Origin of the sequence: Pseudomonas siliginis (assembly GCF_019145195.1) — a bacterium.
Lineage (GTDB): Bacteria > Pseudomonadota > Gammaproteobacteria > Pseudomonadales > Pseudomonadaceae > Aquipseudomonas > Aquipseudomonas siliginis.
The window spans coordinates 287,263-306,722 of the sequence record NZ_JAHSTW010000002.1 but is presented as its reverse complement, the minus strand read 5'-3'; the positions used below and the strand labels follow the sequence as shown (position 1 = coordinate 306,722).

Here is a 19,460-nt window from a genome sequence, read left to right as displayed (position 1 = left end):
CGCCAATCCCGCCATTTCCCGTTTTTTTCACATCCTCTCTGGATAATTCCCGCGATTCTGGCGTCTCAGCCGGCCTCTTTGTGCTATTACCCTTGGCCTGAATTAACGGAACGCATCCCTCGATGGCATCTCGAACTCAGCAGAAATCCCCCTCCCGTTCGCGCTTCGTCCTGCGCTGGTATGTCTGGCTGTTGCTGGTCATCGCCGCAGCCTATGGGCTGGCGTTCGCCATGCATTGGGATGATCGCGGCGTGCTATGGGTGCTGGAGCGCTTCGAGAGCAAGGCTGAGCAGAAGGAGAGCGTGTGGCTGCCGGATTACCAAGTGGTGATTGATGCCAAGCTGCTGCCGGGGATGGAGAAAGACGAAGCCTCGGACCTGGCCTACAACCCGCAGACCAAGACCCTGTTTGCGGTGATGGGCAAGAATGCCTTCCTGGTCGAGCTGACGCTTGAGGGCGACGTGTTGCGCAAGATGCCGCTGGTGGGGTGGAGCAATCCGGAAGGCTTGACGGTCATGGAAAACGGTTTGCTGGCCATTGTCGATGAGCGTGAGCATACGTTGTCGATCGTCAAGGTCGATGCCGCGACTCGGGAGCTGAACATTGCTGATTTTCCGAAGTACGACCTTGGGCCGTCGAAAGACCAGAACAAGGCTTTTGAGGCCATCACCTGGGACCGGCGCAATCAGCAACTGATTCTGGGTGAGGAGCGCCCGCCAGCGCTGTTCACCTGGAAAAGCGATGGCGGCCAGACCCTGCAGGGCGACAAGCAGAAACTGGCCAGCGATCAGCTGGATCTGCGCAACCTGTCGGCGCTGGCTGTCGATCCGCGCACTGGCCATCTGCTGGTGCTGTCGGCGGATTCACATCTGTTGCTTGAACTCGACGAGGATGGCAAGCAAGTCAGCTTCATGACGTTGCTTGGGAATTTCAACGGTCTGAAAGACACCATTCCCCGCGCCGAAGGCATGACCATGGATGAGGACGGCACGCTGTACATGGTCAGCGAGCCGAACCTGTTCTACCGATTCGAAAAACATCGGTAACTTTCCCTACAGCAATTGCGGAATTGCGCAGTTGTCGTGCGAGGCAAGTGGCCATTAAGCTTCAATTCAGACGGGCGTGATATTTCATCGGCCTGTCATGAATCCGAGCCTGCCTGAATGCGTCGACTTGCCCGCCCCAAACCGCTGATTCTCGTCCTGTTGATGATTGTCCTGATTGCGTTGATCGCGATCGGCCAATACCTGCGTCTGTTCGAGCGCGCCTGGTTCAACCTGCACACGCTGTGGCAACCGGTGAGCAGCGAGGCGATCGGGCTCGACCAGTATCGGGTGACGATCGAGGCGCGGCCGATCGAGGGGCTCGACGATGACGTCTCGGCGCTGACCTACGATCCGGTGCGCAAAAGTCTGTTCACGGTCACCAACAAGAATTCCGAACTGGTCGAATTGTCCCTGGAAGGCAAGATTCTGCGGCGCATCGCTCTCGTGGGGTTTGGCGATCCGGAAGCCGTCGAGTACATCAGTGCCGACACCTACGTGATCACCGACGAGCGTCAGCAACGCCTGATCAAGATTCACCTCGAGGCCGACACCACTTTTCTCGATGCCGAGGATGCCGAGCAAATGACCCTTGGCGTGCACATGTCCGGCAACAAGGGTTTCGAAGGGCTTGCTTATGATTCTGTGGGCAAGCGGCTGTTCGTGGCGAAAGAACGCGACCCGATGCTGATCTACGAAGTCCACGGCTTCCCGCATTTCAAACCGGACAAGACCTACGCGGTGCACGTGATCAACAACCCCAAGCGCGATGCCGGGATGTTTGTGCGTGATCTTTCGAGTCTGCAGTACGACGAGCGCAGCGGGCACTTGCTGGCGCTGTCGGACGAGTCGCGGTTGATCATCGAGCTGGATGTCGACGGGCGCCCGTTGAGCACCATGTCGATCAGCGGCGGGCGTCAGGGTTTGCAGAAAACCGTGCCGCAGGCGGAGGGAATTGCAATGGATGATGACGGCACGTTGTACCTGGTGAGCGAGCCGAATCTGTTTTACGTATTCAAAAAACCCACACCAAACTAACTGACATCACAAAACACTGTGGGAGCGAGCCTGCTCGCGAAGGCGGTTGATCAGTCTCTGAATATGTTGACTGACCCGACGCTTTCGCGAGCAGGCTCGCTCCCACAGGTTATTTATCAGCCCATGGCAAGTGGGCAGTCTGTTACTCAGCCTTCAGCGTCTTCACACCCTCACTGGTGCCCAGCAACAACAGATCCGCCGGGCGCGCGGCGAACAGGCCGTTGGTGACCACGCCGACGATGGCATTGATCTGTGCTTCCAGCTCCACCGGGTTGGTGATCTGCAGGTTGAACACGTCGAGGATGATGTTGCCGTTGTCGGTCAGCACGCCTTCGCGGTACACCGGGTCGCCACCGAGTTTCACCAGTTGGCGGGCCACGTGGCTGCGGGCCATCGGGATCACTTCTACCGGCAGCGGGAACTCGCCGAGTACCGGCACCAGTTTGCTGGCGTCGGCGATGCAGATGAAGGTCTTGGCCACTGCGGCGACAATCTTCTCGCGGGTCAGGGCCGCGCCGCCGCCCTTGATCAGGTTCAGGTGCGCATCGCTCTCATCGGCGCCGTCGACGTAGAACTCCAGATCGCTGACGGTATTCAGCTCATACACCGGAATCCCATGGCCCTTGAGGCGCGCGGCGGTGGCTTCGGAGCTGGCGACCGCGCCATCGAACGCGCCCTTGTGCTGGGCCAGGGCGTCGATGAAGCAATTGGCGGTGGAGCCGGTGCCGACGCCGACGATGCTCTTGTCGTCGAGTTTCGGCAGGATGAAGTCGACGGCGGCCTGGGCCACGGCCTGTTTGAGTTGATCCTGGGTCATGCGGGCTCCGGAAGCGGGCAAGGGTTGGGCAGAAAGGCCGGCATTATAGGCCTCGCGGTGGTAGAGGGGGAAACAAGCTGTGGTGAGGGGATTTATCCCCGTTCGGCGACGCAGTCGTCGTAAGACCTTGGAACGCGGTGTAACTGAAAAAATGCTGGGGAGCGCTTCGCACTCCAACGGGGATAAATCCCCTCGCCACGACAGTGCTCACTCAAGAAAGGGTTCCCAGACCTTAAAACCACCTGTTTAGTGTGGTCGCCTCGGCAAAAGGCGGGTTAGACTCGCTGGTCCCGCCCAATCGCCAGTGATGCTTTCCGATGCTCGAACAGTACGTCAAAAAGATCCTCACCTCGCGCGTTTATGACGTTGCCGTAGAAACCCCGCTGCAGAACGCCCGCCAGCTCTCCGAGCGGCTGGGCAATGACATCTGGCTCAAGCGTGAAGACTTGCAGCCAGTGTTCTCGTTCAAGATTCGCGGCGCCTACAACAAGCTGACGCAACTGAGCGACGAAGAGCGCGCCCGCGGCGTGGTCACCGCGTCGGCGGGCAATCATGCGCAGGGTCTGGCTCTGGCGGCGAAAGTGTTGGGCGTCAAAGCCACCATCGTCATGCCCAAGACCACCCCGGAAATCAAAGTCGAAGGCGTGCGTTCGCGCGGCGGCAAAGTGGTGCTGCACGGTGACTCGTTCCCGGAAGCGCTGGCTTACTCGCTGAAACTGGTCGACGAAAAAGGCTACGTCTACATCCACCCGTACGACGATCCGCACACCATTGCCGGGCAGGGCACCGTGGCCATGGAAATCCTGCGTCAGCACCCGCAGCCGCTGGACGCGATCTTCGTCCCGGTCGGCGGTGGCGGCCTGATCGCCGGTATCGCGGCGTACGTGAAATACCTGCGTCCGGACATCAAGGTAATTGGCGTCGAGCCGGACGATTCCAACTGCCTGCAAGCGGCAATGGCAGCGGGCGAACGCGTGGTTCTGCCGACCGTCGGCATCTTCGCCGACGGCGTGGCGGTGGCGCAGATCGGCCAGTACACCTTCGAGATCTGCAAGGATTACGTCGACGAAGTGATTACTGTCAGCACCGACGAGATCTGCGCAGCAATCAAGGATATCTACGACGATACTCGCTCAATCACCGAGCCTGCGGGCGCATTGGGCGTGGCCGGGATCAAGAAGTACGTCGAGCAGCGTGGCGTCAGCGGCCAGACTTTCGTCGCCATCGACTCCGGCGCCAACGTCAACTTCGACCGTTTGCGCCACGTCGCCGAGCGCGCCGAGCTGGGCGAGGGTCGCGAAGCGATCATCGCCGTGACCATTCCCGAGAAGGCCGGCAGCTTCAAAGCGTTCTGCGAAGCCATCGGCAAGCGCCAGATCACTGAATTCAATTACCGCTACAACACCGGCAGCGAAGCGCACATCTTTGTTGGCGTGCAGACTCACCCGGACAACGACCCGCGCAGCGCCTTGCTGGCGAGCCTGACCGAGCAGGGTTTCCCGGTCATCGACCTGACCGACAACGAACTGGCCAAGCTGCACATCCGCCACATGGTCGGTGGCCGCGCGGCGCAGGTGGTCGATGAAGTGGTGCTGCGTTTCGAGTTCCCGGAGCGTCCGGGCGCCTTGTTCAACTTCCTCAACAAGCTCGGCGGGCGCTGGAATATCTCGATGTTCCACTACCGCAACCACGGCGCAGCGGACGGCCGCGTGGTCGCCGGCCTGCAAGTGCCCCATGACGAACGTCATCTGGTGCCGGCGGCACTGGCGGAAATCGGCTACCCGTATTGGGATGAAAGCGACAACCCGGCCTATCAGCTGTTTCTTGGCTAAGCGGCTACGCTGATGGGCATGGATCTACGGAAGAGAACGACATGGAAACCCTGACCACCCTGAAAGTCCTTCACGTCGCGGCGACCGTGGTCATCCTCGCGAGCGGGCTGGGGCTCGCCGCCCTGACCTGGCGTAATCGCAGCGAAGGCCCGGCCAGTACGATGCGCCGTCCCTGGCTGTTCATCTGGTGTCTGATGCTGATCGGCATGCTCAGCATGCCTTTCACCGGCTGGTGGCTGGTGCATCTGGTTGGCTGGCCATTGGGCCAATTGTGGATTCTGGGATCCAGCGTGATCTACGCCGTGGCCACATTCAGTGCGGTCTGGCTGCTGGTCCGGCTGGATCGGCTGTGGACAAGCGGGGTGGGCAATCGCAAGTTCAATCTGGCCCTGGCGATTGTCAGCGGCGTCGGATTTGTCGCCATAGCGGCGTTGATGGGGGCGAAGCCGGTTTAAGGCTTGAGGCCCGGTTGCGGCCATTCGCGAGCAGGCTCGCTCCCACAGGGGATTTGTGAATGACACAGGTCCAATGTGGGAGCGAGCCTGCTCGCGAAGGCGATATCAGTCGCGCAACGAAATCACCGGCCAGCCACGCTTCTCGGCCTCGGCCCGCAGATTCGGATCCGGGTCCACCGCCACCGGATTCGCCACCTGCTCCAGCAGCGGCAGATCATTCATCGAATCGCTATAGAAATAGCTGTCCTCAAGCGAATAGCCGGTCTCTTCCAGCCAGCGATTGAGGCGCGTGACCTTGCCTTCACGGAAACACGGAATGTCGGTGCTGCGCCCGCTGTAGCGGCCGTCGATCATTTCGCATTCGGTGGCGATCAGCGTTTCCACGCCCAGGCGCACGGCGATCGGCGCGGTGACGAAGCGGTTGGTGGCGGTGATGATCACCAGTTTGTCGCCGGCATCGCGGTGTTTTTTCAGCAGCTCCAGTGCCTTGGGCAGCACGATCGGCTCGATGCAGTCGCGCATGTAATCGCTGTGCCATTGCTCAAGCACGGCCATTTCCGTGCGGCCGAGAATTTCCAGGCAGAAGTTCAGGTAGGCGGCGTTGTCCAGCTTGCCGGCCAGGTAATCCTGATAGAACTCGTCGTTGCGCGCCTTGTAGGCGATCGGGTCGAGGAAGCCGCGCTCGCACAGATAATCGCCCCAGGCGTGATCGCTGTCGCCGCCCAGAAGGGTGTTGTCCAAATCGAATAAAGCCAGGCGCATTGCAGTTACCCGCTGAAAAGTCAGTAAAAAGGCGACAAGAATACGGTCTTTTCACAAGAGTGCACATAAGGTAGGAACCTTCGTTGCCGCCTGATCAAGCTTTGTGGAACAATGCGGCGACATGCGTTTGCGAGGTTGTTGCCGTGATCGACCCCGATGGTTTCCGCCCCAATGTCGGGATCATTCTGACGAATGACGCCGGCCAGGTGCTATGGGCTCGCCGTATCAATCAGGACGCTTGGCAGTTTCCGCAAGGGGGGATCAACCCCGAGGAGACGCCGGAAGACGCCTTGTACCGCGAGCTGAACGAAGAAGTTGGCCTGGAACGTGAAGATGTTGAAATACTGGCCTGTACCCGAGGCTGGTTGCGCTATCGTTTGCCGCAACGCCTGGTGCGTACCCACAGCCAACCGCTGTGCATCGGCCAGAAACAGAAATGGTTTCTCCTGCGCCTGATCTCCAACGAGCAGCGGGTGCGGATGGATCTGACCGGTAAACCGGAGTTCGATGGCTGGCGCTGGGTCAGCTATTGGTATCCGTTGGGCCAGGTGGTGACATTCAAGCGCGAGGTGTATCGACGCGCTCTCAAAGAGCTTGCCCCGCGCCTTTTAGCGCGCGACTGACGACGGAGTTCGACCCCGAGCCATGCTCAATACGCTGCGCAAGATCGTCCAGGAAGTTAACTCCGCCAAGGATCTCAAGGCGGCGTTGGGGATTATTGTGTTGCGCGTCAAAGAGGCCATGGGCAGCCAGGTCTGCTCGGTCTACCTGCTTGATCCGGAAACCAATCGCTTCGTCCTGATGGCCACCGAAGGCTTGAACAAGCGCTCGATCGGCAAGGTCAGCATGGCCCCCAACGAGGGTCTGGTCGGTCTGGTCGGCACGCGTGAAGAACCCCTGAACCTCGAGAACGCTTCGGTCCACCCGCGTTATCGCTACTTCGCCGAAACCGGTGAAGAGCGTTACGCCTCGTTCCTCGGTGCACCGATCATTCACCACCGCCGCGTCGTCGGCGTGTTGGTCATCCAGCAGAAAGAACGCCGCCAGTTCGACGAAGGTGAAGAAGCCTTCCTCGTGACCATGAGCGCGCAGCTTGCCGGCGTGATCGCCCACGCCGAGGCCACCGGTTCGATCCGTGGTCTGGGCCGGCAGGGCAAGGGCATTCAGGAAGCCAAGTTCGTCGGCGTACCGGGTTCGCCGGGTGCTGCCGTCGGTACCGCCGTGGTCATGCTGCCGCCGGCGGACCTGGACGTGGTGCCGGACAAGACCATCACCGACATCGACGCTGAGCTGGCGCTGTTCAAGACCGCCATCGAAGGCGTGCGCGCCGACATGCGCGCCTTGTCCGCCAAACTGGCGACCCAGCTGCGCCCGGAAGAACGCGCGCTGTTCGACGTCTACCTGATGATGCTCGACGATGCCTCGCTGGGCAGCGAAATCACCACCGTGATCAAGACGGGGCAGTGGGCTCAGGGCGCGCTGCGTCAGGTGGTCACTGAGCACGTCAACCGTTTCGAACTGATGGACGACGCCTACCTGCGCGAGCGTGCTTCGGACGTCAAAGACCTTGGCCGCCGTCTGCTCGCCTATCTGCAGGAAGAGCGCCAGCAGAACCTGGTCTACCCGGAAAAAACCATTCTGGTCAGCGAAGAGCTGACGCCGGCGATGCTCGGCGAGGTGCCGGAAGGCACGCTGGTCGGTCTGGTTTCGGTACTCGGTTCGGGTAACTCTCACGTCGCGATTCTGGCCCGGGCCATGGGCATTCCGACGGTGATGGGCCTGGTCGACCTGCCGTACGCCAAGGTCGACGGCATCGAAATGATCGTCGACGGCACCCGTGGCGAGGTCTACACCAACCCCAGCGAAGTACTGCGCAAGCAGTTCGCCGAAGTCGTCGAAGAAGAGAAACAACTGGCGCTGGGCCTCGACACCCTGCGCGACCTGCCGTGCGTGACCCTTGATGGCCACCGCATGCCGCTTTGGGTCAACACCGGCCTGCTCGCCGATGTGGCGCGGGCGCAGAAGCGTGGCGCCGAAGGGGTCGGTCTGTACCGCACTGAAGTGCCGTTCATGATCAACCAGCGCTTCCCGAGCGAGAAGGAACAACTGGCGATCTACCGCGAACAGCTCGCCGCGTTCCACCCGCAACCGGTGACCATGCGCAGCCTCGACATCGGCGGTGACAAGTCGCTGTCGTACTTCCCGATCAAGGAAGACAACCCGTTCCTCGGCTGGCGCGGTATCCGCGTCACCCTCGACCACCCGGAAATCTTCCTCGTGCAGACCCGCGCGATGCTCAAGGCCAGCGAAGGCCTGAACAACCTGCGGATTCTGCTGCCGATGATCTCCGGCACTCACGAACTCGAAGAAGCCCTGCACCTGATCCACCGTGCCTGGGGCGAAGTGCGCGACGAAGGCACCGACGTGCCGATGCCGCCGATCGGCGTGATGATCGAAATCCCGGCAGCGGTGTACCAGACCAAGGAACTGGCGCGGATGGTCGACTTCCTCTCCGTCGGCTCCAACGACCTGACCCAGTACCTGCTGGCGGTCGACCGCAACAACCCGCGCGTCGCCGACCTTTACGACTATTTGCACCCTGCGGTGCTGCAAGCCCTGCAAACCGTGGTCACTGACGCCCACGCCGAAGGCAAACCGGTGAGTATCTGCGGCGAGATGGCCGGTGATCCGGCGGCGGCGGTGCTGTTGATGGCGATGGGTTTCGACAGCTTGTCGATGAACGCCACCAACCTGCCGAAGGTGAAGTGGATGTTGCGCCAGGTGAACCTGAGCAAGGCCCAGGAGATGCTGGCGGAATTGATGAAGATCGATAACCCGCAGGTTATCCACAGCTCGCTGCAACTGGCGCTGAAGAATCTCGGGTTGGCGAAGATGAATTCGCCGGTGGTGACCAAGGCTCTCTAAAAGGCTGATGCCCTCTTCGTCGGAACGCCGCCCGGAGCAGGCTCGCTCCCACAGGGATTCGTATCGATCACGAAACCCATGTGGGAGCGAGCCTGCTCGCGAAGGCGCCAGTTCAGGCACCGCTAAACCACAATCTCCACCTCGCCCAAATGCCCACCGTACGGCCCAAAGCTGCGCTCTACCATCCGCCGCGTACCGTCCGCTCGCACGATCAACGCTGTACTCGCTCGGGTCCCATAGCTCTGGCTGGCAATAAACACACTCGACAACAACGACTCCGTCGCCATGCCCACCCCGGTATCGGGCAACTCGGCCTCGGGTGCGGTCTGCGCATCGCTGAGCAAGGTCAACAAGCGCTCCGGCTGCGGATCATCCAGCACCGCGCTCAACGCAGCCTTGGCCTTGAGCAGTTTCGGCCAGGGCGTATCCAGCCCCGCGTTGGATAAACCATAAACCCCGGGCTGCAACATCACCGGCTCTGACGCCCGCGCATTGAAGTGCCACAACTCATGGGCATTGCCCAGCAGCAGATTGAACCCGGCGTATTCGGCGGCACGACCCACCACATCGCTCAAATAATCGTCAATCGACAGATCACCCGCAAGAAAGCGCGCCACCAGCTCGCCCCGGGATTTGGTTGCCGATGGCTGCTGTGGATCGCGGATATTGGTCAGCGCGGCGAAGCGTCCGTTGGCGCCGATCCCCAGCCACGTGCCGCCAGCTTCAAGATCACGCCCGGCATGCACATGCGGCGCCTCGGGCCACGGCGCCAATGGCAGGCTGGGGCGGGCGTAGAATTCGTCGCGGTTGGCCGCGACGATCAGCGGCTGGGCATGGCCCGGGCGCCAAGCGAAAACGATCAGGCACATAAGGTGGTCCTTGTGTGTTTTTTGCCCACTCTACGCATCCGGCGTCCGTGCATCCATCGCCAGTGGAGCAGAACGCTGCGCATCCGTTAACATGCCGCTCCTGTTTTGCCGACGAGTGCTGGAGACGGTCATGGAATTTCTGCTCTACCTGGCGCTCGGCGCCTGTGCGGGCGTGCTCGCCGGGCTGTTTGGCGTTGGCGGCGGGATCATCATCGTCCCGGTGCTGGTGTTCAGCTTCACTTTGCAGGGCTTCGATCAGTCGATTCTTACGCACTTGGCGGTGGGCACGTCGCTGGCGACGATCATTTTCACCTCGGTCAACGCCGTGCGTGAGCATCACCGCCGGGGCGCGGTGCGCTGGGCGATTTTTCGCTGGATGACCGTGGGTATCCTGCTCGGTGCCGGTTTCGGGGCGCTGACCGCAGAAGCGATCTCCGGGCCGAACCTGCAAAAGATCATCGGCGTATTTGCCCTGGTGATCGCCGTGCAACTGGCGCTGGATGTCAAACCCAAGGCCAGCCGAACGGTGCCGGGCAAACTCGGTCTGACTGCCGCCGGTACGGTGATTGGCTGGGCCTCGGCGATTTTCGGCATCGGTGGCGGCTCGCTGACCGTGCCGTTTCTGACCTGGCGCAGCGTGCCGATGCAGCAGGCGGTGGCGACCTCGTCGGCCTGTGGCCTGCCGATCGCTCTGGCCAGTGCAGCAAGTTTCATGATTCTGGGGTGGCACGATCCGTTGTTGCCGGCCCATAGTCTCGGTTTTGTGTATTTGCCGGCATTGTTGGGCATCGCCCTGACCAGCATGGTCTTCGCTCGGCTCGGCGCGCGTCTGGCGCACAGATTGTCGCCGCGCTTGCTGAAAAGGCTGTTCGCCGCTTTGCTGTTCTGCGTGGGTTTGAGCTTTCTGCTCTGACCGCGTGGCAATCCTGGCTTAATCCTGAGGTGGCAGCGTCGCCCGGGAATTTCGCTTTCAACTCTAACAAGGAGTCGCAATGCTGCCTTACCCGCAGATCGACCCGGTGGCCCTGGCCATCGGTCCGCTGAAAATCCACTGGTACGGTCTGATGTACCTGATCGGCATCGGCGGCGCGTGGCTGTTGGCGTCGCGCCGGCTCAACCGCTTCGACCCGACCTGGACCAAGGAGAAACTCTCCGATCTGGTGTTCTGGCTATCGATGGGCGTGATCGTCGGCGGCCGTCTGGGTTACGTGCTGTTCTATGACCTGAGCGCGTACCTGGCCAACCCGACGCTGATTTTCGAAGTGTGGAAGGGCGGCATGTCGTTCCACGGCGGATTCATCGGCGTGATGCTCGCGGCCTTGTGGTTCGGCAAGCGCAATGGCAAGTCGTTCTTCCAGCTGATGGACTTCGTCGCGCCGATGGTGCCGATCGGCCTGGGCGCCGGGCGCATCGGCAACTTCATCAACGCCGAGCTGTGGGGCAAGGCCACCGACGTGCCGTGGGCGATGGTGTTCCCGCCGTTCAGCGATCCGGCGCAGTTGCCGCGCCACCCGTCGCAGTTGTATCAGTTCGCCCTCGAAGGCGTGGCGCTGTTCCTGATCCTGTGGATCTTCTCGCGCAAACCGCGCCCGACCATGGCGGTCTCCGGCATGTTCGCGTTGTTCTACGGCATCTTCCGTTTCATCGTCGAGTTCGTCCGCGTCCCGGATGCTCAGCTCGGCTACTTGGCGTGGAACTGGCTGACCATGGGTCAGGTGCTCTGCGTGCCGATGATCGTCGGCGGGCTGTTGCTGATCTGGCTGGCCTATCGTCGCGCCCCGGCAGCGCCGCTCGCGCCGACGGCTTAAACTACGAACCCCGGCGCGCGACGCCGGGGCTCAAAGGACACAGGTAACTCATGAAGCAATATCTCGAACTGGTCTCGCACGTCATTCAGAACGGCACCAAGCAGGCCAACCGCACCGGCATCAACACCATCAGTTTCCCGGGAGCGATGCTGCGTTTCGATCTGCAGGAAGGTTTCCCGGCGATCACCACGCGCAAGATGGCCTTCAAATCGGCCATCGGCGAGATGTGCGGGTTTCTGCGTGGCGTGAACAACGCCGCTGAATTCCGCGCGCTGGGCTGCAAGGTCTGGGACCAGAACGCCAACGAAAACGCACAGTGGCTGGCCAACCCGTTCCGCCAGGGCGACGACGACCTCGGTGAAATCTACGGCGTGCAATGGCGCAAGTGGCCGGCGTACAAGCAGATCCCGCTGAGCAACACTGCCGCCATCGAACAGACCCTGAGCAACGGCTACAAGCAGATCGCTCAGGGCGAGGAAGACGGCCAGGCCTACGTCGTGCTGTACAAGGCGATCGATCAGGTACGCCAGTGCGTCGACACGATCATCAAGGATCCGGGCAGCCGCCGCATTCTGTTCCACGGCTGGAACGTCGCCCAGCTCGATGAAATGGCCCTGCCGCCATGCCATCTGCTGTACCAGTTCCACCCGAACGTCGAGACCAAGGAAATCTCCCTGACGCTCTACATCCGCTCCAACGATCTGGGCCTGGGCACGCCGTTCAACCTCACCGAGGGCGCCGCACTGCTGAGCCTGATCGGGCGCCTGACCGGTTACACGCCGCGCTGGTTCACCTATTTCATCGGCGATGCGCACGTCTACGAAAACCACCTGGACATGCTCAACGAACAGCTCAAGCGCGAGCCGTTTGCCATGCCGAAACTGAAAATCTCCGACCGCGTGCCGAAGTTTGCCAAGACCGGTGTGTATCAGCCGGAATGGCTGGAGCTGGTCGAGCCGAGCGATTTCTCGCTGGAAGGCTATGAGCACCATCCGCCGATGACTGCGCCGATGGCGGTCTAAACCACACCGCAATATCCCTGTGGGAGCGAGCCTGCTCGCGAAGAGGGCGTGTCAGTCACAGATGTGTCGACTGATACACCGCTTTCGCGAGCAGGCTCGCTCCCACATTTGTTTTTGCGGTGTGCTTAGTGGCCGTGGCTGCGGCCGACGTGGGAATGCTCAACCTCCGTCGCAACAACCCCGCCACTCACTTCCAGCCGCTGCAAGATCCCGCATTGATCCGCCTCCGGCCCTTCGCCACAGCGTTGGCGCAGGTCGAGCAGTTGTGTCTGCAAGGCCAGCAAGCCATCAATTCGCGCCTTCACGTGCTGAATATGTTCGTCGATCAGCGCATTGACGCTCTCGCACTGATCCTGCGGGCTGTCGCGCAGGGCGAGGAGGCTGCGGATTTCTTCGAGGGTCATGTCGAGGGTGCGGCAGTTGCGGATGAAGGTCAGGCGCTCGGCGTGGGCCTGGGTGTACACGCGGTAATTGCCGTCGCTGCGCGCCGGTTCCGGCAGGAGATTTTCGCGCTCGTAGTAGCGGATGGTTTCCACGGCGCAGTCGGTGAGTTTCGCCAGTTCGCCGATCTTCATGACGGCCATCTCCAAAAGGGTGCTTGACCCTATAGTGGCTACAGGGTCTTTACTTGGCAACAGGCACCTTCATGGACGCAACCAATGAGCGATTCCCTGCACACCCACAAGCCCGGCGACGGTCACGATCACAGTCATAAATTGCAGCCCGTGCATAAACATGCGCATGGCGGCGATTCCTGCTGCGCTTCGAAAGCTGCGCCGGCCCCGGTTCATTCGCACGAAGACTCCTGCTGCTCGTCGAAAGCCGCAGCGCCTGCCCTGGTGCAACTGAGCGAAAAGACCAGCGCCGACGCGCGCCTGAGCAGCTTCCGCATCGAGGCAATGGACTGCCCGACCGAGCAGACGCTGATCCAGAACAAGCTCGGCAAACTGGCCGGTGTGCAGCAGCTGGAATTCAACCTGATCAACCGCGTGCTTGGCGTGACCCACAATCTTCCGGGCACCGAGCCGATCACCGAGGCGATCAAATCCCTCGGCATGCACGCCGAGCCGCTGCAGGCGGGCGTCGATGCGCCGGCACCGGCTGCGGTGAAAAAACACTGGTGGCCACTGGCGCTGTCCGGCCTGACCGCGCTGGGCGCCGAAGTCATTCATTTCACCAGCGCCGCGCCGGACTGGGTGGTGGCAGTCGTTGCGCTGGTGTCGATCCTCAGCGGCGGCCTTGGCACTTATAAAAAGGGCTGGATTGCCCTGAAGAACCGCAACCTCAACATCAACGCGCTGATGAGCATCGCCGTCACTGGCGCGATCCTCATCGGCCAGTGGCCGGAAGCGGCGATGGTGATGTTCCTCTTCACCGTCGCCGAGCTGATCGAAGCACGCTCGCTGGATCGCGCGCGCAACGCGATCAGTGGCTTGATGCAAATGACCCCCGAGCAAGCCACGGTCTTGCAGGCCGACGGCAACTGGCGCGAACAAGAGGTTAAAAGCGTCGATCTCGGCGCCCGCGTGCGGGTGAAACCCGGCGAGCGGATTGCGCTCGACGGTGCGGTGGTCAGCGGCAGCTCGACCATCGACCAGGCGCCGATCACCGGCGAAAGCCTGCCGGTGGAGAAAACTGTCGGCGATAAAGTCTTCGCTGGCACCATCAATCAGGCCGGTTCGCTGGAATATACGGTGACCGCTGCGGCGAACAATTCGACCCTGGCGCGGATCATTCATGCCGTCGAACAGGCCCAGGGCGCGCGGGCGCCGACGCAGCGTTTCGTTGATCAATTCTCGAAAATCTACACCCCGGCGGTGTTCGTCTTCGCCTTGGCCGTGGCGATCATCCCGCCATTGTTCATGGGCGCGGCGTGGTTCGACTGGATCTACCGCGCGCTGGTGTTGCTGGTGGTTGCCTGCCCGTGCGCACTGGTGATTTCCACCCCGGTGACCATCGTCAGCGGCCTCGCGGCGGCGGCGCGCAAGGGCATTCTGGTCAAGGGCGGCGTGTATCTGGAGGGCGGCTTCAAGCTTGATTATCTGGCGCTGGATAAAACTGGCACGATCACCCACGGCAAACCGGTGCAGACCGATTACCTGTCACTCGACCCGACGGCCGATGCCAGCGCGCCGGCCATCGCTGCCGCGCTGGCCGGTCGCTCCGATCACCCGGTGTCGCTGGCGATTGCCAATGCCGCTGTGGATAAAAACTTCGCCGCACTGCCTGTGGATAACTTCGCCGCGCTGGGCGGGCGGGGCGTCAAAGGCGACATCAACGGCCAGACTTATCACTTGGGCAATCATCGTCTGGTCGAAGAGCTCGGCCTGTGCTCGCCGCAGCTGGAAGAAAAGCTGTTCGCGCTGGAAAAGCAGGGCAAATCCGTGGTGCTGCTGCTCGACAGCTCAGGCCCACTGGCACTGTTCGCCGTCGCCGATACGGTCAAGGAAACCAGCCGCGAGGCGATTCTTCAGTTGCATGAACTCGGGGTGAAAACCCTGATGCTGACCGGCGACAACGTCCACACCGCGCAAGCGATTGCCGCCCAGGTCGGCATCGACGAGGCGCGCGGCGATTTGCTGCCGACCGACAAGCTGCAAGCCATTGAAGATCTGTACAAGCAGGGCCACCGGGTCGGTATGGTCGGCGATGGCATCAACGACGCCCCGGCACTGGCCCGCGCCGAGATCGGGTTCGCCATGGCCGCCGCCGGCACCGACACCGCGATCGAAACCGCCGATGTTGCCCTGATGGACGACGATCTGCGCAAGATCCCTGCGTTCATCAGCCTGTCGCGCAACACCGCGAGCATTCTGAAACAGAACATCGCACTGGCGCTGGTGATCAAGGCGATATTTCTTGCGGTAACCTTTGCCGGGCTTGCCACCATGTGGATGGCGGTGTTTGCCGATATGGGCGTGAGCCTGCTGGTGGTGTTCAACGGTTTGCGCCTGCTGCGCAAGTAAACGTGAGGGATGGTTGTGCTGAGTGCCGAGCTGAAAGCGTTTTACATGGTCGCCCGCCTGGGCAGCATCACGCTGGCGGCGAAAAAACTCGGCCTCAGCCAACCGACCGTGACCACGCAAATCCGCAATCTGGAGAGTCAGTACTCGGTGGAGTTGTTCTACCGTGGCGGCCGCCGACTGAGCGTCAGCGACGAAGGCGCGCGCTTGCTGCCGATGGTCAAGACCCTGTTGCAGCAAGAGGCCGACATCGAGTTTTTCCTGCGCAACAGCGGTCAGGTCCAGGGCACGTTGCGCATTGCCGCGACGGCGCCGTATTACATCCTCGATCTGGTGAAGACCTTCCGCGAGCGTTTGCCGCAGGTGGAAGTGTCGGTGGAAATCGGCAACTCGCAGCAGGTGCTGGAAGCGCTGGAGGATTACCGCGTGGATGTCGCGGCATCGTCGCAGTTGCTCGATGATGCGCGGTTGATTCGCCGGGTACTCGGCACCGATCCGCTGGTGCTGGCGGTGCATCGCAATCATCCGTTGGCGGCGCAGGAACATGTGACGCTGAACGCACTGGCCGGGCATACGTTGTTGATGCGCGAGCCGGGTTCGACCACGCGGCGCTTGACCGAAGAGTTGCTGGCCAGCGCCGGGGTCAGTTTCGGGCCGTTGCTGGAGATCGGCAGCCGTGAGTCGATTCGTGAAGCCGTGCTGCGCAATATCGGTATCAGCATCATTGCGCGGCAGGAGGTGCCGCATGATCCGCAGTTGCGCGTGCTGACCATCGAGAATGCGCCGCAGATTCCGGAGTATCTGTATTGCCTCAAAGAGAGGAAGGGTGCGCGGTTGCCGGCGGCGTTTCTCGGCTTGGCACAGGAAATGTCCCCGGCCTGAGATCTTCAGTGTGCGAGCTGGCCTCTTCGCGAGCAGGCTCGCTCCCACATTGATCGTATTCACAACGTGCGACTTCTGTGGGAGCGAGCCTGCTCGCGAAGGCGCCAGTTCAGGCGACAAATCAGCAACCCAAATTACCGAATACCACTATCAGCCGTTTTTGCCTCGCTGCCACATGACGGACGCATTACAACTCTAGGATTGGCCTCATCCGTTTGATGAGGCCTGTCCATGAATCCTGCCATCGCAACTGCCCTGACCAACCCCGGCGCGCCGATGAAAGTGCGCGGCGTGCACAAGCGTTTCGGTGCGTTCACTGCGCTGGATAACGTCTCCCTCGACGTCGCCGCCGGTGAACTGGTGTGCCTGCTCGGCCCCTCGGGCTGTGGCAAGACCACATTGCTGCGCTGCATTGCCGGGCTGGAACAGCAGGACAGTGGCGAGCTGTATCTGGGCGATCGCGATGTCTCGCATCTTGCCCCGCAAGCGCGGGATTACGGGATTCTGTTCCAGTCCTACGCGCTGTTCCCGAATCTGACGGTCGAGGCGAACATTGCCTACGGCCTCGCGGGCAGCGGTCGCGATGAAGTGCGCCGGCGTGTCGGTCAGATGCTGGAACTGGTCGGCCTCACTGGCAGTGAGAAAAAGTACCCAGGGCAATTGTCCGGCGGTCAGCAACAGCGAGTAGCGCTCGCTCGCGCATTGGCGCCGGCGCCGTCGCTGTTATTACTCGATGAACCGATGTCGGCCCTCGACGCGCGGGTGCGCGAGCATCTGTGCACCGAGCTGCGTCAGCTGCAACGCAACCTCGGCATCACCACGCTGATGGTCACGCACAATCAGGACGAAGCGATGTTGATGGCCGATCGCATCGCCGTGATGAACAACGGCCGTGTCGAGCAGTACGCCACGCCGCAGGAAATCTACAACCGTCCGGCCACGCCGTTCGTGGCCGAGTTTGTCGGCCAGGGCAACTGGCTGCCGTTCCAGCGCAGCAGCGACAGTCACGCCCAGGTCGGCGGGATGAATCTGCGCCTGGCCGAGGGCAGCGTACACGGCGCTTCGGGTCGACTGTTCTGCCGCCCGGAGGCGATCAACGTCAACCCGCTGGTGCACGAAGAGAACCTGTTCCCGGCCAGGGTTCGCGAAGTCACTTTCCTCGGCAACCGCTGCCGGATGAGCTTCGAACTTGATCAATTGCCGGGCCACGCACTGCTCGCCGAAATCGCGCCAGAAGCCATGCCGCGCCTCGGCGCCCAGCAGATCATGGTCGCCTTGCCGCCGCGCAGTTTGCAGGTGTTCGCCTGATGAACAGCAACCTCGCGCTGCCGCTACCGCACAAGCAGGTGCGACAGTCCTCGAAAGCCGAGATCGGCGATCGCCTGTTCGTGCTCGGCGGCAAAGTCCTCCTGCTGGTGTTGCTCGGCCTCGCGGTGCTGCTGCCGTTGCTGGCGATCTTCTGGCGCGGCTTCAGCAACGACGCCGGGCAGGGCGGTGGCTGGCTCGCGGCGAAAGAGTTGGTGACCAGCGCCAATTTCCATTGGCTGCTCGGCAACAGCCTGAAAGTGTCCCTCAGCGTTGCGGCCATTGTCGTACCGCTGGCCTACCTGTTTGCCTACGCGCTGCAACGCACGCTGATTCCGGGCAAAGGCATCTGGCGCGGGATCTCCCTGCTGCCGCTGATGGCGCCGTCGATGCTGCCGGGAATTGCGCTGGTCTATCTGTTCGGCAATCAGGGCATGCTGCGTGGACTGCTCTCGGACAATATCTACGGGTTTTGGGGCATTGTGCTGGGCGAGGTGATCTACACCTTCCCCCATGCGCTGATGATTTTGCTCTCGGCATTGTCGCTGGCCGATGCACGTTTGTTCGATGCCGCATCGAGCATGGGCGCCAGTCCGGCCAAGGCGTTTCGCAGCATCACCTGGCCGGCGACGCGCCAGGCGGTGTTCGCCGCGTTCTGTCTGGTGTTCACCCTGACGATTACCGATTTTGGTGTGCCGGTGGTGGTCGGTGGCGACTATCAAGTGCTGGCGCTGGAAGCCTACAAAGCCGTGGTCGGCCAGCAGCAATTCGGGCGCGGCGCGTTGATCGGCATGGTGTTGTTGCTGCCGGCGCTGTTCAGCTTTGGTGTCGATGCCTGGTTGCGTCGCCGCCATGGTGACTCGATGAGCGGACGCGCGCAGGTGTTCAAACCGCTGCCGTGCAAGCTGCGCGACGGCTGCTATCTGGCCATTGTTTTGCTGATCAGCGCGGCGTTGATTCTGGTGTTCGGCATGGCGGTGTTCTCGTCGCTGGTGAAGTTCTGGCCGTACAACCTGTCGCTGTCGCTCAACCACTATCAGTTCAACGAGACCGCCGGCGGTGGCTGGCTCGCCTACGGCAACAGTCTGAAGATGGCGCTGGGCACGGCGCTGATTGGCAGCGTGCTGATTTTCACTGGCGCCTATCTGATGGAGAAAACCCGCACCCAGCGCGGGTTGAACCTGGCTTTGCGCATGCTCAGCTTCGTGCCGATGGCGGTGCCGGGGCTGGTGCTGGGCCTGGGCTACGTCTTCTTCTTCAACCTCAGCGGCAATCCGCTGCACGTGCTGTACGGGACAATGACGCTGCTGATCGTCTGCACCATTGCGCACTATCTGACCACCGCACAAATGACCGCGACCACCGCGCTGCGCCAGCTCGATGCTGAGTTCGAGGCTGCGGCGCTGTCGCTGAAGGCGCCGCTGTACCGGCATTACCTGCGCGTCACCGTGCCGATCTGCCTGCCGGCGCTGCTGGACATCGTGCGCTACCTGTTCGTCTCGGCGATGACCACGGTTTCCGCTGCGATCTTCCTTTACAGCCCCGACACCATCCTCGCGGCGGTGGCGGTGCTGAACATGGATGACGCCGGCAACGTGGGCGGCGCGGCGGCGATGTCGACCCTGATTCTGTTCACCTCGGCCGGCGTGTCGCTGCTGCTGGCGTGGGCTTCGCGCGGCCTGTTGCGCCGCTCCCAGGCCTGGCGGCAAACCGCGCCCGGTCACTGATTGCAAACCCGA

17 protein-coding genes are annotated in these 19,460 nt (G+C 61.8%); 13 read left to right on the top strand and 4 right to left on the bottom strand.

Annotation, left to right across the window (positions count from 1 at the left end):
* The first annotated feature begins 122 nt into the window (after positions 1 to 122).
* Positions 123 to 1,046 carry an SdiA-regulated domain-containing protein gene (locus tag KVG87_RS05230; protein ID WP_217849630.1) on the top strand — a complete coding sequence of 308 codons (924 nt, stop codon included), beginning with the start codon at positions 123 to 125 and terminating at the stop codon, positions 1,044 to 1,046.
* Between the two features lie 117 nt (positions 1,047 to 1,163).
* Positions 1,164 to 2,081, top strand: a complete 918-nt coding sequence (locus tag KVG87_RS05225) for an SdiA-regulated domain-containing protein (RefSeq protein WP_056786260.1) — start codon at positions 1,164 to 1,166, stop codon at positions 2,079 to 2,081.
* Positions 2,082 to 2,223: 142 nt separating this feature from the next.
* Here the strand turns inward: KVG87_RS05225 and rpiA are convergent, their stop codons facing one another.
* A complete protein-coding gene (rpiA, locus tag KVG87_RS05220; protein ID WP_007913886.1) occupies positions 2,224 to 2,898 on the bottom strand; it encodes a ribose-5-phosphate isomerase RpiA in 675 nt (224 codons plus the stop codon).
* A 317-nt stretch (positions 2,899 to 3,215) separates the two neighbouring features.
* Here rpiA and ilvA point away from each other — a divergent pair, with 317 nt between their 5' ends.
* On the top strand, positions 3,216 to 4,730 hold the full coding sequence (gene ilvA / locus KVG87_RS05215) for a threonine ammonia-lyase, biosynthetic (protein WP_071172186.1): 1,515 nt from the start codon (positions 3,216 to 3,218) through the stop codon (positions 4,728 to 4,730).
* 41 nt (positions 4,731 to 4,771) lie between these two features.
* The gene (locus KVG87_RS05210) at positions 4,772 to 5,185 is read left to right on the top strand and encodes a DUF2269 family protein (RefSeq protein ID WP_076564472.1); all 414 of its coding nucleotides are present in this window, start codon (positions 4,772 to 4,774) and stop codon (positions 5,183 to 5,185) included.
* Between the two features lie 105 nt (positions 5,186 to 5,290).
* On the opposite strand, the gene KVG87_RS05205 is transcribed toward KVG87_RS05210, so the two are convergent.
* A complete protein-coding gene (locus KVG87_RS05205; protein ID WP_041476856.1) occupies positions 5,291 to 5,947 on the bottom strand; it encodes a histidinol-phosphatase in 657 nt (218 codons plus the stop codon).
* 143 nt (positions 5,948 to 6,090) lie between these two features.
* Here KVG87_RS05205 and KVG87_RS05200 point away from each other — a divergent pair, with 143 nt between their 5' ends.
* Positions 6,091 to 6,570, top strand: coding sequence for an RNA pyrophosphohydrolase (locus KVG87_RS05200; protein ID WP_003229203.1), 480 nt, complete (start codon positions 6,091 to 6,093; stop codon positions 6,568 to 6,570).
* A gap of 22 nt (positions 6,571 to 6,592) precedes the next feature.
* On the top strand, positions 6,593 to 8,872 hold the full coding sequence (ptsP, locus tag KVG87_RS05195) for a phosphoenolpyruvate--protein phosphotransferase (RefSeq protein WP_041476855.1): 2,280 nt from the start codon (positions 6,593 to 6,595) through the stop codon (positions 8,870 to 8,872).
* Positions 8,873 to 8,994: 122 nt separating this feature from the next.
* Here ptsP and KVG87_RS05190 read toward each other — a convergent pair whose 3' ends face one another.
* Positions 8,995 to 9,741, bottom strand: coding sequence for an NRDE family protein (locus KVG87_RS05190; RefSeq protein WP_076564470.1), 747 nt, complete (start codon positions 9,739 to 9,741; stop codon positions 8,995 to 8,997).
* Positions 9,742 to 9,871: 130 nt separating this feature from the next.
* On the opposite strand from KVG87_RS05190, the gene KVG87_RS05185 reads away from it, so the two are divergent.
* The 3 genes from KVG87_RS05185 (at position 9,872) to KVG87_RS05175 (ending at position 12,571) form a co-directional block, all read left to right on the top strand.
* Entirely contained in the window at positions 9,872 to 10,654 is a 783-nt protein-coding gene (locus KVG87_RS05185; RefSeq protein ID WP_016772682.1) for a sulfite exporter TauE/SafE family protein, read from the top strand.
* A 79-nt stretch (positions 10,655 to 10,733) separates the two neighbouring features.
* Entirely contained in the window at positions 10,734 to 11,549 is an 816-nt protein-coding gene (gene lgt, locus KVG87_RS05180) for a prolipoprotein diacylglyceryl transferase (protein WP_016772683.1), read from the top strand.
* Between the two features lie 50 nt (positions 11,550 to 11,599).
* Complete coding sequence (locus KVG87_RS05175; RefSeq protein WP_217849628.1) at positions 11,600 to 12,571, top strand: thymidylate synthase; 972 nt, start codon at positions 11,600 to 11,602, stop codon at positions 12,569 to 12,571.
* A 125-nt stretch (positions 12,572 to 12,696) separates the two neighbouring features.
* On the opposite strand, the gene cadR is transcribed toward KVG87_RS05175, so the two are convergent.
* Complete coding sequence (cadR, locus tag KVG87_RS05170; protein ID WP_016772685.1) at positions 12,697 to 13,146, bottom strand: Cd(II)/Pb(II)-responsive transcriptional regulator; 450 nt, start codon at positions 13,144 to 13,146, stop codon at positions 12,697 to 12,699.
* Between the two features lie 84 nt (positions 13,147 to 13,230).
* Between cadR and KVG87_RS05165 the strand changes: the two genes are divergently transcribed.
* The 4 genes from KVG87_RS05165 to KVG87_RS05150 all read left to right on the top strand — a co-directional run bounded on the left by KVG87_RS05165 (position 13,231) and on the right by KVG87_RS05150 (position 19,448).
* Complete coding sequence (locus KVG87_RS05165; RefSeq protein WP_217849626.1) at positions 13,231 to 15,537, top strand: heavy metal translocating P-type ATPase; 2,307 nt, start codon at positions 13,231 to 13,233, stop codon at positions 15,535 to 15,537.
* A gap of 15 nt (positions 15,538 to 15,552) precedes the next feature.
* Positions 15,553 to 16,416, top strand: a complete 864-nt coding sequence (locus KVG87_RS05160) for a LysR family transcriptional regulator (protein WP_038861192.1) — start codon at positions 15,553 to 15,555, stop codon at positions 16,414 to 16,416.
* 231 nt (positions 16,417 to 16,647) lie between these two features.
* On the top strand, positions 16,648 to 17,724 hold the full coding sequence (locus KVG87_RS05155) for a putative 2-aminoethylphosphonate ABC transporter ATP-binding protein (protein WP_076564467.1): 1,077 nt from the start codon (positions 16,648 to 16,650) through the stop codon (positions 17,722 to 17,724).
* Complete coding sequence (locus KVG87_RS05150) at positions 17,724 to 19,448, top strand: putative 2-aminoethylphosphonate ABC transporter permease subunit (RefSeq protein ID WP_217849624.1); 1,725 nt, start codon at positions 17,724 to 17,726, stop codon at positions 19,446 to 19,448. The genes KVG87_RS05155 and KVG87_RS05150 overlap by 1 nt, the downstream gene beginning before the upstream one ends.
* Positions 19,449 to 19,460 lie beyond the last annotated feature (12 nt).

Excerpts from the sequence above, each read along its gene's own strand:
- KVG87_RS05230 (WP_217849630.1), top strand. The coding sequence starts at position 123 with ATGGCATCTCGAACTCAGCAGAAATCCCCCTCCCGTTCGCGCTTCGTC.
- KVG87_RS05225 (WP_056786260.1), top strand. The coding sequence starts at position 1,164 with ATGCGTCGACTTGCCCGCCCCAAACCGCTGATTCTCGTCCTGTTGATG.
- rpiA (WP_007913886.1), bottom strand. The coding sequence starts at position 2,898 with ATGACCCAGGATCAACTCAAACAGGCCGTGGCCCAGGCCGCCGTCGAC.
- ilvA (WP_071172186.1), top strand. The coding sequence starts at position 3,216 with ATGCTCGAACAGTACGTCAAAAAGATCCTCACCTCGCGCGTTTATGAC.
- KVG87_RS05210 (WP_076564472.1), top strand. The coding sequence starts at position 4,772 with ATGGAAACCCTGACCACCCTGAAAGTCCTTCACGTCGCGGCGACCGTG.
- KVG87_RS05205 (WP_041476856.1), bottom strand. The coding sequence starts at position 5,947 with ATGCGCCTGGCTTTATTCGATTTGGACAACACCCTTCTGGGCGGCGAC.
- ptsP (WP_041476855.1), top strand. The coding sequence starts at position 6,593 with ATGCTCAATACGCTGCGCAAGATCGTCCAGGAAGTTAACTCCGCCAAG.
- KVG87_RS05190 (WP_076564470.1), bottom strand. The coding sequence starts at position 9,741 with ATGTGCCTGATCGTTTTCGCTTGGCGCCCGGGCCATGCCCAGCCGCTG.
- KVG87_RS05185 (WP_016772682.1), top strand. The coding sequence starts at position 9,872 with ATGGAATTTCTGCTCTACCTGGCGCTCGGCGCCTGTGCGGGCGTGCTC.
- lgt (WP_016772683.1), top strand. The coding sequence starts at position 10,734 with ATGCTGCCTTACCCGCAGATCGACCCGGTGGCCCTGGCCATCGGTCCG.
- KVG87_RS05175 (WP_217849628.1), top strand. The coding sequence starts at position 11,600 with ATGAAGCAATATCTCGAACTGGTCTCGCACGTCATTCAGAACGGCACC.
- cadR (WP_016772685.1), bottom strand. The coding sequence starts at position 13,146 with ATGAAGATCGGCGAACTGGCGAAACTCACCGACTGCGCCGTGGAAACC.
- KVG87_RS05165 (WP_217849626.1), top strand. The coding sequence starts at position 13,231 with ATGAGCGATTCCCTGCACACCCACAAGCCCGGCGACGGTCACGATCAC.
- KVG87_RS05155 (WP_076564467.1), top strand. The coding sequence starts at position 16,648 with ATGAATCCTGCCATCGCAACTGCCCTGACCAACCCCGGCGCGCCGATG.
- KVG87_RS05150 (WP_217849624.1), top strand. The coding sequence starts at position 17,724 with ATGAACAGCAACCTCGCGCTGCCGCTACCGCACAAGCAGGTGCGACAG.